This window comes from Nonomuraea salmonea, assembly GCF_042428605.1.
Lineage (GTDB): Bacteria > Actinomycetota > Actinomycetes > Streptosporangiales > Streptosporangiaceae > Nonomuraea > Nonomuraea salmonea.
In genome coordinates, this window is the sequence record NZ_JBHMCF010000036.1 from 277,801 (window position 1) to 290,895 (window position 13,095).

Genomic DNA, 13,095 nt, shown 5'->3' on the forward strand with positions numbered 1-13,095 from the left:
GCTGTATGCGACTTCCGCCCCACATCCTCGTGGTCAACGGCATCAAGGTCCGCCGGCCGGTCTTCCTGCTCGGAGCGCCGCATTCCGGCGTGGACCTGCTCGCCCGCGCCCTCAAACGGTCCCCCGGCTTCCACGTGACGATGGGCCGCGCGAGCGTGGCGCACGTGGTCTACGCCTTCGCCCGCAAGCCGTCGCTCGCCGCGACGCCCGGCTCCGTCCGCGTGCTGCGCGACGCGCTCGCCGAGTCGTGGCAGGTGCTGCCCCGCTCGTGCGGCGAGTGCGCCGAGCCGTGCAGGGACGCGGGCGGCGTCACCGGCGCGGGCCCGTGCGTCAGCGCCGCCGACGTCACCCGCTTCGGCGACGGCAGCCCCGACCTGCTGTACAGCGCTCCCGTGCTGCTGCAGGCGTTCCCCGACGCCCGGTTCGTGCAGCTCATCCGCGACGGCAGGGACGCCGTCGCCGGCATGCTGGCCGACCCCGCCTGCCTGGCCTGGTTCAAGCCGGCCATGCTGGCCGAGCGGACCGAGTTCCCCAGCACGTTCCTCGGCGTCGCCAAGGAGGAACACCTGGAGCGCTGGAAGGCCATGCCGGCGGCGGGCAAGAGCGCGCTGCGCTGGCGCGGCGCCGTCCGGGTCAGCGCCGAGCTGCGCCGCACCCTGCCCGAGACGCACCTGCTGACGCTGCGGTACGAGGAGCTGGTCGGCAGGCCGCAGCAGGCGGTCGCGACGCTCGCGGAGTTCCTGGAGACGCGCGTGTCCAAGGTCGTCATGTACGACCCCGCCGTCCCGAAGGTCGGCGCCTGGCGCACCGCCCTCGCCCGCGACGACCTGGAGCTGGTGGAAAAGGTCGCCGCCAAGGAACTCACCCGCCTCGGCTACCTGCCCGCCTGACCCCCGCCTGACCTCAACTGCCCGCCCGACCCGCCTGACCCCACCTGCCCGCCCGAAGCTCCGCTCGGCCACGCCCCGGCCTTCGGCCGCCCGCTCAGCGGGCGTCAGGCGGCCGGGTTGCCGTCGGAGGAGCTGAACTGGGTGCGGTAGAGCTCGGCGTAGAGGCCGCCGCGGGCCAGCAGCGCCTCGTGCCTGCCCCGCTCGGCGATGCGGCCGTCCTGGACGACGAGGATCTCGTCGGCCTCCCTGATCGTGGACAGCCGGTGCGCGATCACCAGCGAGGTGCGGCCTTCGAGCGCGGTCTTCAGCGCCACCTGCACCGCCGCCTCCGACTCGGAGTCGAGGTGCGCGGTGGCCTCGTCGAGCACGACCACGCGCGGCGCCTTGAGCAGCAGCCTGGCCAGCGCGAGCCGCTGCTTCTCGCCGCCCGACAGCCGGTAGCCGCGATCGCCCACCACGGTCCCCAGCCCATCGGGCAGACCCGCGACCAGGTCGGCGATCTGCGCCGCCCGCAGCGCCTCCCACATCTCCGCCTCGCTCGCGTCGGGCTTGGCGTAGCGCAGGTTGGCCTCGATCGTGTCGTGGAAGAGGTGGGGGTCCTGCATCACCACGCCCACGGTGTCGCGCAGCGAGGCGAGCGTGGCGTCGCGTACGTCGAGGCCGTTGACGCGTACGGCGCCCTCGTCGACGTCGTAGAGCCGCGACACCAGCGAGGTGATCGTGGTCTTGCCCGCGCCGCTCGGCCCGACTAGCGCGATGAGCCGCCCGGGCTCGGCGGTGAACGACACGCCCTTGAGCACCGGGTGCGAGGGCCCGGTGTCCTGCCCGGCCACCGACTCCAGCGAGGCCAGCGAGACGTCCTCGGCGGCCGGGTAGCGGAAGTGCACGTCGTCGAACTCGATGGTCACCGGCCCGCCCGGCGCCGGCACGGCTCCGGGCCGCTCGGCCACCATGGGCTTGAGGTCGAGGATCTCGAAGACGCGGTCGAAGCTGACCAGCGCAGTCATCACGTCGACGTGCACGTTGGACAGCGAGGTCAGCGGGCCGTAGAGGCGCATCAGCAGCGCGGCCAGCGCCACCAGCGTGCCGAGCTCGAACGCGCCGGAGACCGACAGCACGCCGCCGATGCCGTAGACCAGGGCCGTGGCCAGGGCGGCGATGAGGCCGAGCGCGACGCGGAAGACCGTGCCGTACATGGCGACGGTGACGCCGACGTCGCGCACCCTGGCGGCCCGGCCGCCGAACATGGCGGCGTCGTCCTCGGGGCGGCCGTAGAGCTTGGCGACCGTGGCGCCGGCCACGTTGAAGCGCTCGGTGGTGACCGAGCTCATCTCGGCGTCGAGCTGCATCTGCTCACGGGTCAGCGCCGACATGCGGCGGCCGACGTATTTCGCGGGCACGATGAAGATCGGCAGCAGCACCAGCGCGACCAGCGTGACCTGCCACGACAGCGCCAGCATCGCGCCCAGCACCAGGATCAGGCTGACCACGTTGGCGACGACCGAGGACAGGGTGCTGGTCAGCGCGCGCTGGGCGCCGATCACGTCGGTGTTGAGCCGGCTGACCAGCGCGCCGGTCTGGGCGCGCATGAAGAACGCCACCGGCATGCGCTGCACGTGGTCGAACACCTCGGTGCGCAGGTCGTAGATGAGGCCCTCGCCGATGCGGGCGGAGAACCACCGCTGCACCAGCGTCAGCCCTGCGTCGACGAGCGCGAGCGCGGCGATCGCCACCGCCAGCCAGATGACCACGCCGGTGCGCTTGACGAGGATGCCGTCGTCGATGATCGCCTTCATCAGCAGCGGGTTGGCCACCACGATGACCGCGCCGGCCACGACGAGCAGCAGGAACGCGACGATCTGCCGGGTGTAGGGGCGGGCGTAGCCGGCGATGCGCCGCGCGATGCCGGGGCGCAGCCGCTGCTTGGTGACCGAGCCGTCGCGTCGCAGGGACGCCCACACCTGGGGCCCGAAGCCGCCACCCATCATCGCCATCCGGCAGATCCCTCCTCCGTCGCCGGAGACAGCGCTCCGGCGGCGCCCGGAGATTCCCCGATCAGCTCACCGCGAAACCCACCCCCGAAACCCACCCACTCAACCCGCCCCGCAACCCACCCACGAAACCCGGGGCTCCGCCCGGCCCTCTCCGCGCCTTTCGACGGTTCCAAACCGGGACGGGCCGCCGCGAACCGGGGCTGATCGCCGCTCTGCGTGCCGCTGAGCGCCCGTGACGGCCTCGCCGGACCATCGGGGCCACCCCGCCCCCTCAGAACGCCTCACAACGGCTCAGAGCGCGCCGGGGCGCCGCCGTCCCGCCGAGCGACGCACGTCAGCGGGACGACCCTGATCTCCGGCTCAGCCGGCACTGATCCCCGACTCAGCCGGACCCCACCCCGATCGCGGGTCCGGCTCCCGAGCCTGCTTCAGCCGAAGAGCGCCTTGATGCGTGCGGCCTGTTCGATGCCCTCGGCCACACTCTGCTCCTCCAGGGTGCGGTGGCTCGCGCCCTGGAGGAGCCTTTTCGTCGCCACGGCCGCGTCCCTGTCGGTGGACAGCAGCTGGGCGATCTTGTCCTGTACCGCTTGCTCCAGGTCGCCACGGGCGACCACTTGCTCCGCGAGGCCGATGCGCATGGCCTCGTCGGCGTGCACGGTCCTGGCGGTCAGGCAGATGTCGATGGCCTTGGCCAGGCCGACCAGGTCGACCAGGGGCTTCGTCCCGGTCAGGTCGGGCACCAGTCCCAGTGCGGGCTCTTTCATACAGAACGCGACATCCTCGGCCACGATCCGGAGGTCGCAGGAGAGCGCGAGCTGGAACCCCGCGCCGATCGCGTGCCCCTGCACCGCCGCGATGGAGACGATCTCCGGGCGGCGCAACCACAGGAACCCCGCTTGGGCCTGTCTGATGCGCTGCTCGAAGCCGGCGTCGCCGATCTTGGCCGCCGTACTGAACGAGCCCTGTCCGGGAACCCCCTCAGGTTTGAACATTCGCAGGTCGATGCCTGCCGAGAAGGACGGTCCCTCACCTTTCACGACGACGACGCGCACCTGCTCGGGCAGGCTCTCGCCGATGCGAGCCAGTGCCGACCATGTCGCGAACGTCTGTGCGTTGCGCTTGTCCGGCCGGGCCAGCGTGATCGTCGCTATCTCACCGTCCACCTCGTAGCGGACTCCGTCCTCCGCCGCAGCGGAGCCGTCATCCGCGTTCCCCCCGCGCTGCCGCGCCTGCGCTTCCGCCATCGCCCGCTCCCTCCGCTTCCGGGATGCCCGGAATGCTGATCGTCGCGCCCGAGCCTACAGAATATGATTCTGGCTCGGGCGCGACGCCGGCTGACTTGGGACGGGCGGCTGCGGTCGCACGTTCCGAGGCGGCCGTCAGCGCTTGGACTTGCCTCGGGTCGCCCCTCCGCGCCCGCGCAGAGTCACGCCGGACTCGCTCAGGATGCGGTGGATGAACCCGTAGGACCGACCGGTCGAAGCGGCCAGGGCGCGGATGCTCTCACCCGCGGCGTAGCGCTTCTTGAGATCGCCGGCCAGTTTTTCCCGGTCGGCCCCGGTGACCCGGGTGCCCTTCTTCAGTGTCTCGGCCACGAGTACCTCCTGTAGTGCCGGACTTCCGCAGCGTTACTCCGCCATGATCAGTCATTTCAGCGGGATCGGCTACCTACTCCACGGGAAAAGATCCGTACCCACTCAAATTAAGATCAGGCGAGTGCCACAAGATCGGAAAATTCGTCGCTCCATGCGTCTTCAGTTCCGTCAGGTAGCAAGATCACCCTATCCGGTGACAGGGCGTCAACGGCACCCTCGTCGTGCGTGACTAGGACGATTGCTCCTGAATACGACCTCAGAGCATTGAGAACCTGCTCGCGGCTGACAGGATCGAGGTTGTTCGTGGGCTCGTCGAGAAGCAGGACATTAGCGCTGGAGAGCACCAAGATCGCAAGTGCGAGACGGGTCTTCTCCCCACCGGACAACACCCCGGCGGGCTTGTCGACGTCGTCTCCGGTGAACAGGAACGACCCGAGCACCTTGCGCAACTCGGTGTCGGTGAACTCGCCACCGGCCGAACGCATGTTCTCCAATAGCGTACGGTCGGCGTCAAGGGTCTCGTGTTCCTGGGCGTAATAACCGATCTTGAGCCCGTGTCCCGGCTTGATCTCCCCGGTGTCGGGCTTTTCCAGACCGCCCAGCAGGCGCAGCAGCGTGGTCTTGCCGGCGCCGTTCAGGCCCAGGATGACGACCCTGTGACCTCGGTCGATGGCCACGTCGACGTCGGTGAAGACCTCCAGCGACCCGTACGACTTCGACAGCTCCCGCGCCGTCAGCGGGGTGCGCCCGCACGGCTGCGGATCGGGGAAGCGCAGCTTCGCCACCTTGTCGTTCTTGCGCTCCTCCTCGGTGCCCGCGAGCAGCCGGTGCGCGCGGCGCATCATGTCTTGGGCCGCCTTGGCCTTGGTGGCCTTGGCGCGCATCTTGTCGGCCTGCGCGAGCAGCGCGCCCGCCTGTTTCTCGGCGTTGGCGCGCTCGCGCTTCCTGCGCTTCTCGTCGGTCTCGCGCTGGGCGAGGTAGGCCGTCCAGCCGACGTTGTAGTGATCGATCGCGGCCCGGTTGGCGTCGAGGTGGAGGACCTTGTTGACCGTGGCTTCAAGAAGGCCGACGTCGTGGCTGATGATCACCAAGCCACCTTGATGACTGCGCAAAAAATCACGAAGCCACCCGATTGAGTCCGCATCTAGGTGGTTTGTCGGCTCGTCGAGAAGGAGAGTTTCCGCCCCGCTGAAAAGAATTCGCGCCAATTCCACCCGGCGCCGCTGACCGCCGGAAAGCGTTTGCAGCGGCTGACCGAGCACGCGGTCGGGCAGACCGAGACTGGAGGCGATGGAGGCCGCCTCCGACTCGGCCGCGTAACCGCCGAGCACGTGCATCTGATCTTCGAGCCGCCCGTAGCGGCGCACGGCCTTCTCCCTGGTGCGGTCGTCGGCGGAGGACATGGCCAGCTCCGCCTCGCGCAGCTCGCGGATGACCTCGTCGAGGCCGCGCGCCGACAGGATGCGGTCGCGGGCCAGCACCTGCAGGTCACCGGTGCGCGGGTCCTGGGGGAGGTAGCCCACGCTGCCGGTGCGCGTCACCGTGCCTGCGGCGGGCAACCCCTCGCCCGCCAGCACCTTGGTCAGCGTGGTCTTGCCCGCGCCGTTGCGGCCGACGAGCCCGATCTTGTCACCGGGGTTGACCCGGAAGGAGGCTTTTTCGATGAGCAGGCGCGCGCCCGCGCGCAGCTCGATATCATTGGCGATGATCATGTGACCGGACACTCCCGAGCTAGGAAACAAGGATTGGGCGTGCGACGCCGGTCAATCGGGAGTATGCATACCGATCAGTGTAGAGCCCCCAGCAGGGGCTCCACCTCTGCTATTTCTCCGGCAGGTGCTCCCCTATCAGGGCCAGGTTGTGGATCGCGGCCAGGCCGTACTGCGCCGCGCTGTTGGTGCTGACGAACGCCGCCTCGCGCACCGCGTGCGGCACCCGCGGGCCGTCCACCGTCGTCAGCGCCCACTCCTTCTGCTCGGTCAGCGGGTTGTCGTTGAGCTGGTCGCCCTCGCCGGTGAAGAACTTGCGCCACGCCAGAGCGGCGAGCCCCGCGTCCCCCGTGCGCGCCGCCGCGTACGCGGTGAGCCTGCTGTGCGCCTCGATCAGCGAGATCCCGGTCAGCGGCCGGCCCACCGCCGCCTCCTGCTGCTCGGGGGTGGCGAGGTAGAGGCGGCAGTACTCCAGCCAGGCCTCCTCGAAGCCGGGCACGTCGATGCCGAGCCCGATCAGCTCGGCGCAGATCTCCGGCAGCCCGAACAGCGACGACAGGTGCGAGATCGAGATCTGGTCGCGCGAGGTGTCGAAGCGGCCGGTCTCCAGGTCCAGCCGGCCCTCCCCGGTCAGGAAGCGGCGCGGCATCGCGGCGATGCCGGCCATGGTGCCGAGCAACCGGTCGCGGGCGCGTTCGTCGCCGTGCCGCTCCCAGCGGGTGAGCCAGGCGGCGGCGAGCGCGCCCCAGTCGGTGCCGAGCCCGACCGACAGGGCGGAAGGGTCGGGCGTGTAGACGTCGTCGCGCACCTTGCGCAGCGGGTCCACGGCGAGGAACGTCCGCTCGGGCGCACTCTGCTCGTCCAGCAGGTCGCCGGTGCGCTCGTCGGCGGTCAGGTAGTAGTGGAAGCGCCGGTAGGCGGCGTTGGAGATGCGCACCTGCTTGCAGCTGCAGCCCCAGTGCTGCACGTTGTGCCTGCTGCCCATGCCCTGCCACCTGCCGAGGTGGTAGACGTCCACCTCGCCGGTGTGGCGGGTCATCGCCTCGGCGAAGCGGAAGACGTCGGCCCTTCCCGTGCGCAGATACTGCAGCCAGAGCCACAGGTCGGGCGACAGCTCGGAGTTGTCCCAGGCGTAGCCGCCCACGTCGTAGCGCCAGGTGTGCCGGTCGGCGTCGTAGGTGTGCATGACGTCGCCGTAGTCCCAGAAGCCGTACCAGCGGCGCTGCTCGCGTTCGCGGGCGTACAGGTCGAACAGGAAGTCCAGGCGGTCCTCGATGGCGGCGCGGGCGGGGGTGGAGCGGTCGGGCAGCTCCCAGACGCCGAACACGCCCGCCTCGCGGATCCGCTCGGGGCTCGCGGTCAGCAGGCCGGGCTCGTTCATCGCGGCGGCGTGCGCGGCCAGCTCGCCGGCGGCCGGCGTGCTCTCGTGGAAGCGCAGGCTCAGCTCATGCGTACGCGCGATCCCCCGCGGGTCACCGAACCCGGGCTCGTAGTCCTCGTACGTGACCTCCAGCCCTTCGAGCTGCTCGGCGAAGGTGTCCTGGCCCATGCCGTCGTGGTAGAAGCGCAGGTCCATGGCCGGGGCGGAGGGCGACCAGAGCCAGACGGTGGCGGTGGCGAGATCGGTGGCGGCGTTCCTGACGTCGAGGCGGGTGGGGTGCAGGCGCCAGAAGTCGCGCAGCCCGAAGCCGAGGCCGCCGCTCACCCCGCCGACGTAGCCGTAGCCGGCCGAGCGCGTCCCCGACGGGATCGTCACCCAGGCGTGGCCGTCCTTGGTGCGCTTGCGCAGCGTGTAGCCGTCGGCCGAGCCCTGGTCGAGGGTGTAGTCGCTCCAGGTGGGGATGAGGTGCAGCCGGGTGGCGACCCCGGGGGCGAGCGGCCCGGCGGGGCGGCCCTCGACCTGGTTGCGGCGGGCCGCCTCGCCCGGGTCGATGCGCAGGCCGGTGAGTCCGCGTACCGCCTCGGTGAGGAAGCCCGTGGCGCCGGCCAGGCGGACGTGCCGGTCGTGCGGCTCGTCGCGCATGACCACGTCGGCGCGCACTCCGAGCCCGGCCAGGAAGTCGCGGTCGGGGTCGCCGTCCCAGACGAAGGTGTGCATCAGCCGTACGTGCTCGGCGCCGGCGTGGAAGTAGAGCCGCACGGTGAACGGCAGCCAGTCGCCGTGCCTGCCCTCCAGCCGCACGACCGCGCGCACCGGCCCGTCCTGCTCGACGGTGACGCTCTCGACGACGCCGTCCGCCCGCTCGCGGGCCACGTGGCCGCCCTCGTCGGGCGCCGGCTCGCGCTGGCGCAGGCTGACCAGGCGCACGTCCCTGGCGATCTCGCGGCCCGCGCGCGTGACCGACCTGGCCAGCGTGCCGCCGCCGATCCGCCAGGTGATCACGCCGGTGCTCACCACCAGCTCGCGGCCCTCGCGGGCGACCGTGACGGGCGTCGCGGTGGCGGCCGGCTCGCGTCCCGGCTCCAGCCGGTACGCCTCCGCGTGGGGCCCGGCCCCGATCGCGTGCGCCGACCACTTGACCGAGCCGTCCGGCCAGGTGGCGCTCACCCAGCTCTGCACCGGCACCGCACGCCCCCCGGCGTCGGCCAGCGCGAACGGCGTGCCGGACGCGACCGCGCCGCGCGGCCACGGCACTCCCCAGGTCGTTCCCTGGTCGCCGGGCCGGTCCAGCCAGCGCAGCTCGGTCATGTGAGATCCTTCCCTTCCCTTATTCCTTGACCGACCCGATCAGCACGCCCTTGACGAAGTGCTTCTGCAGGAACGGGTAGAAGCACAGGATCGGCAGCGTGGCGATGACCACGACGGCGAACTTCAGCCCCTGCGTGGGGAAGAAGACCGATTCGAGGGCCGACAGCGCGTTCTGCGCGTCCGCGCCGGTGAGCTGGCGGACCAGCACCTGCAGCGTCCACTTGCTGGAGTCGTCGATGTAGAGCAGCGGCGACATGTAGTCGTTCCAGATGCCCACGGCGTAGAACAGCGAGAACGTCGCGATGATCGGCTTCGACAGCGGCAGCACGATCCTGAAGAAGACGCCCATCTCGGTGCAGCCGTCGATGCGCGCCGCCTCCTCCAGCGCCTCCGGCAGCTCCTGGAAGAAGCTCTTGACGATGAGCAGGTAGAACGGGTTGATCGCGAGCGGCAGGATCAGCGCCCAATAGCTGTTGAGCAGCCCCAGGTCGCGGACCACCAGGTAGGTCGGGATGATGCCGCCGCTGAACACCACCGTGAAGATCACCAGGTTGAGCGCCAGCGCCCGGCCCGGCAGGTAGCGCTTGGCCAGCGGGTACGCCATGGTCAGCGTCAGCATGAGCTGGACGACCGTGCCGACGAGCGTCACCCCGACCGTCGTCAGCAGCGCCCTGATGAACACGTCGGTGGCGAAGATGTACTCGTAGGTGCTGGTGACGAACTTGTGCGGCCACAGGAAGAACGTCCGCGAGGCGATCTCCGACTCCGAGGCGAACGAGCCGGCGAGAACGTACAGCAGCGGCAGGAGCGTGATCAGGCCCAGCCCGGTGAGCAGGGTGATGTTGATCGCGTCGAAGATCCGGCTGCCCGTGGAGCGGTACTGGTTGACGGACATGCGGCGCTCCTAGAACAGGCCCCGCTGGCCGAGGCGCTTGGCCAGCCAGTTGGAACCGAAGATCAGCAGGACTCCCGCCACGCCCTTGAACAGGCCGACGGCCGTGGCGTAGCTGTACGCGCCCTGGTTGATGCCCACGTAGTAGACGAAGGTGTCGAAGACGTCGGCGGTGGCGCGGTTGAGGTTGTTGGTCATGAGCCAGATCTGCTCGAAGCTCATGTCGAGCAGGTTGCCCGACATGAGGATGGCCATGACGACGATCGTCGGGCGGATGGCGGGCAGCGTGACGTGCCAGAGCTGCCGCCAGCGGCCGGCGCCGTCCATCCTGGCCGCCTCGTACAGGTCGTGGTTCACGCCCGCGAGCGCCGCCAGGTAGATGATCGTCGTCCACCCGGTCGTCTTCCACAGCGTCTGCAGGATGATGACCGGCCTGAACCACTCGGGCTGCGCCACGTAGTCGACCTTGGTGCCGCCGACCACCTCGTGGATCCAGCCGGCGATCACGCCGTAGTCCACCGAGAACAGGATGTACGTCAGCGACGCGACGATCGTCCACGACAGGAAGTGCGGGATGTAGATCAGCGACTGCACCGAGCGCTTGAGTATGTTGATCCGCAGCTCGTTCAGCATCAGCGCGACGATAATCGGCGCGGGGAAGACGAAGATGATGTTCAGCAGCGCCAGGAACAGCGTGTTGTACATCAGGCGGTTGAAGTCCGGCCCCGTGAACAGGTCCACGAAGTGCTTGAAGCCCACCCATTCGCTGCCGTTGTAGCCCAGGAACGGGATGAAGTCCTGGAAGGCGATCTGCAGGCCGCGCATCGGGACGTACTTGAAGACCAGGAAGTACGCCAGCCCGGGAACGAGCATCAGGTACAACCATCGGAACCGCCACAGCCGGCGGGCCACGCCGGGCGGGCTCCCGGGCGTCCTGGCCGTCTTGACCGGTGGCGTCGCCAGGTCGGTGGCCACTCGGCCTCCTTTCCATGGGAGGGGCCCGGCCGGGCCCCTCCCTGCTTGCGTCACTGGCCGAGCTTGGAGACCAGGTCCTGGATCTCTTGGGCGATCTGCGTGCCGCCGCTGTCGTACCAGCGCTTGATCTCAGCCTTGAGCTGGTCTTCGCTGATCTGGCCCGCGAGGTACTTGACCCGGGCGTCGGTGACGATCGGGTTGAGCGTCGCGCCCTTCTCCACCGCCGTCGGCGAGACCACCGGGGCGCTGATGTCCCACACGGCCGTCTTCAGGTCCTCCTCGACGCGCTTGGCGCGCTCCTCGAGGTCCTTGCGGTACGGCTCCTCCGGCGGCACCCGCGGGTAGGCGACGCCGCCGACGCCCGTGCTGGCCTGCGTGCCGAGCTGGATGAACGCCTTGTCCACGTCGTCCTGGAGCTGCTTGACCTTGGGGTCGTCCTGGTTGATGAGCACGGCCACGCCGTTCTCGACCTTGAAGTTGCGGCCCTCGATGCCGTTGGACAGCAGCACCTGGCCTTCCTTGGTGGCCAGCTTGTCCAGCGTGGTGAGCAGCTGATCCAGCTGTGCCTCGGTGCGGATGCGCTGCTTGGAGATGGCCAGCACGTCCTTGTAGCCGGTGAACGGCAGCGAGAACTTCTTGCCGTCGGGGCGGGCCAGGTTGCCGACCGTCAGGACCTTGTCGCCGTACGTCTCGGGGTCCTGCTCCTTGAGCAGGTCGAGCAGCTGCGTCGTGCGGACGTCGACGTCGATGATGATGCCGCCCTTGCCCTGGACGAACGGGTCGTTCCACTTGGCGGTGTCGAGGGTGTTCCAGTCGGGGTTGACCAGGCCCTCGTCGATCATCTTCTTCATGAAGCGGTTGGCCTCGAAGAACTCGGGCACGTCGAACTCGGGCACGATCTTGCCGTCGCGCTCGCCCCAGTTGTTCGGCGCGCCGAACCAGACGTCCATCACGTTGAACGGGCTGGAGGCGGAGAACGTGACGCCCGGCCACTTCGGGATGATGAGGCCGTAGGTGTCGTCCTTGCCGTTGCCGTCCGGGTCCTTCTTGGTGAACGCCTCGGCGATCTCGTAGAGGTCGTCCGTGGTCTCGGGCGCCTCCAGGCCGACCTTCTTCAGCCAGTCCTTGCGGATCATCACCGCGGAGCGGAGCTGCGGCCTGATGCGGTAGATGCCGTACACCTTGCCGTTGATCGAGGAGTTCAGCAGGACCTTGGGGTCACCGGCGAGGTTCGGGTACTTCTTGATCTTCTCGGTGAGGTCCCAGAACGCCCCGGCCTCCGCCGCCTTGCCGAACGCCGGCGACTTCGGGTCGACCACCATGACGTCGGGCAGGTTGTCCGAGGCCAGGGTGACGTTGACCTTCTCCGAGTACTCGGCGTTCGGCACCCAGGTGACCTTGATCTTCTTGCCCAGGAACTTCTCGACCGCCTGGTGCAGCTCACCCTGGGGGTCGGGGGCGGTGCCGAACAGCTGCGTCATGAACGTGATCGTGCCGTCGTCCGCCTGGCCTTCACCTCCGCCGGCGCCGGTGCCGGAGCACGCGGAGGCCACCAGGGCGGTTGTTAGCGCTAACGCTCCAGCCAGGAGGCGACTACGGGATGCGCTCATGGGTTTCCTTCCGAATGCAGACGCGCCTCGTTCTCCTCGAAGAAGCGCAGGCAGAGCCAGGTGTTGACAGAGATCCACGCGCCGATGCTGACCAGGGGCGCCAGGACGGGCAGCTGCGAGGTCGCGTAGACGATCGCCCACAGCGTGAACATCAGCAGCACGGTGGAGGCCGGCCGGGTCAGCGCGAGCAGCGACGCCTTCGGGATGTACGCCCACAGCGGCAGCTCGTAGTGCGTGTAGAGCGGGCCGACGTAGGCCCCGACGGCGGCCAGCGCCAGCAGCGCCACGAACGTCGTGACACGCAGCGCGCCCGCGTCCTGGCCGAGGACGGAGAAGTACAGGTAGTTGCCGACCAGGACGACGGCGAGCACCGCCGGCGGCAGGACGAGCAGCGAGCCGCGGACGAACTCCCGCCGGTAGGCGGCCCAGAATTCGGCCCACGCCTGAAACGATTCATTCCTGGCGTGCCGCCGGGCCAGCGTGTACGCGGCCACGGTGGCGGGCCCGATCCCGAGCACCACGCCTCCCGCCAGGGTGAAGACGAGCCACATCAGGTTGAGCTGCACCACCCAGATGAGCTCTGAGCAGGCAGCTTGGATCCTGATCGACATGGCGGGATGGTTCATCCGGCACCACCTTCTCGTGGCACGTGCACGAATGCGGGGGTGGAGTGTTGCACCGTGGTTCCTGCCCAGTTACAAGGTAGTGAACGGCGGTTGGTGCGAAATTAGTGTTGAATCG

Annotated in this window: 10 protein-coding genes; 1 reads left to right on the top strand and 9 read right to left on the bottom strand. The window is 69.3% G+C overall.

Features of this window, described 5'->3' with window-relative positions:
• Positions 1-5 precede the first annotated feature (5 nt).
• Complete coding sequence (locus ACFFR3_RS30915; protein ID WP_345386049.1) at positions 6-890, top strand: sulfotransferase family protein; 885 nt, start codon at positions 6-8, stop codon at positions 888-890.
• A gap of 104 nt (positions 891-994) precedes the next feature.
• On the opposite strand, the gene ACFFR3_RS30920 is transcribed toward ACFFR3_RS30915, so the two are convergent.
• The 9 genes from ACFFR3_RS30920 to ACFFR3_RS30960 all read right to left on the bottom strand — a co-directional run bounded on the left by ACFFR3_RS30920 (position 995) and on the right by ACFFR3_RS30960 (position 12,980).
• On the bottom strand, positions 995-2,884 hold the full coding sequence (locus ACFFR3_RS30920) for an ABC transporter ATP-binding protein (RefSeq protein WP_345386051.1): 1,890 nt from the start codon (positions 2,882-2,884) through the stop codon (positions 995-997).
• 428 nt (positions 2,885-3,312) lie between these two features.
• A complete protein-coding gene (locus ACFFR3_RS30925) occupies positions 3,313-4,128 on the bottom strand; it encodes an enoyl-CoA hydratase/isomerase family protein (protein ID WP_364380993.1) in 816 nt (271 codons plus the stop codon).
• A gap of 135 nt (positions 4,129-4,263) precedes the next feature.
• Positions 4,264-4,479 (bottom strand): helix-turn-helix domain-containing protein, encoded by a 216-nt coding sequence (locus tag ACFFR3_RS30930; RefSeq protein WP_020547488.1) that lies wholly within the window; start codon positions 4,477-4,479, stop codon positions 4,264-4,266.
• 113 nt (positions 4,480-4,592) lie between these two features.
• Positions 4,593-6,191, bottom strand: a complete 1,599-nt coding sequence (gene abc-f / locus ACFFR3_RS30935; RefSeq protein ID WP_364380996.1) for a ribosomal protection-like ABC-F family protein — start codon at positions 6,189-6,191, stop codon at positions 4,593-4,595.
• 109 nt (positions 6,192-6,300) lie between these two features.
• Positions 6,301-8,877, bottom strand: a complete 2,577-nt coding sequence (locus ACFFR3_RS30940) for an exo-rhamnogalacturonan lyase family protein (RefSeq protein ID WP_379484281.1) — start codon at positions 8,875-8,877, stop codon at positions 6,301-6,303.
• Positions 8,878-8,896: 19 nt separating this feature from the next.
• The gene (locus ACFFR3_RS30945) at positions 8,897-9,772 is read right to left on the bottom strand and encodes a carbohydrate ABC transporter permease (protein ID WP_345386057.1); all 876 of its coding nucleotides are present in this window, start codon (positions 9,770-9,772) and stop codon (positions 8,897-8,899) included.
• 9 nt (positions 9,773-9,781) lie between these two features.
• Positions 9,782-10,744 carry an ABC transporter permease gene (locus ACFFR3_RS30950; protein ID WP_345386059.1) on the bottom strand — a complete coding sequence of 321 codons (963 nt, stop codon included), beginning with the start codon at positions 10,742-10,744 and terminating at the stop codon, positions 9,782-9,784.
• Between the two features lie 50 nt (positions 10,745-10,794).
• A complete protein-coding gene (locus tag ACFFR3_RS30955; RefSeq protein WP_364381005.1) occupies positions 10,795-12,225 on the bottom strand; it encodes an extracellular solute-binding protein in 1,431 nt (476 codons plus the stop codon).
• Between the two features lie 125 nt (positions 12,226-12,350).
• Positions 12,351-12,980 carry a YesL family protein gene (locus ACFFR3_RS30960; protein WP_345386064.1) on the bottom strand — a complete coding sequence of 210 codons (630 nt, stop codon included), beginning with the start codon at positions 12,978-12,980 and terminating at the stop codon, positions 12,351-12,353.
• Between the last annotated feature and the right edge of the window lie 115 nt (positions 12,981-13,095).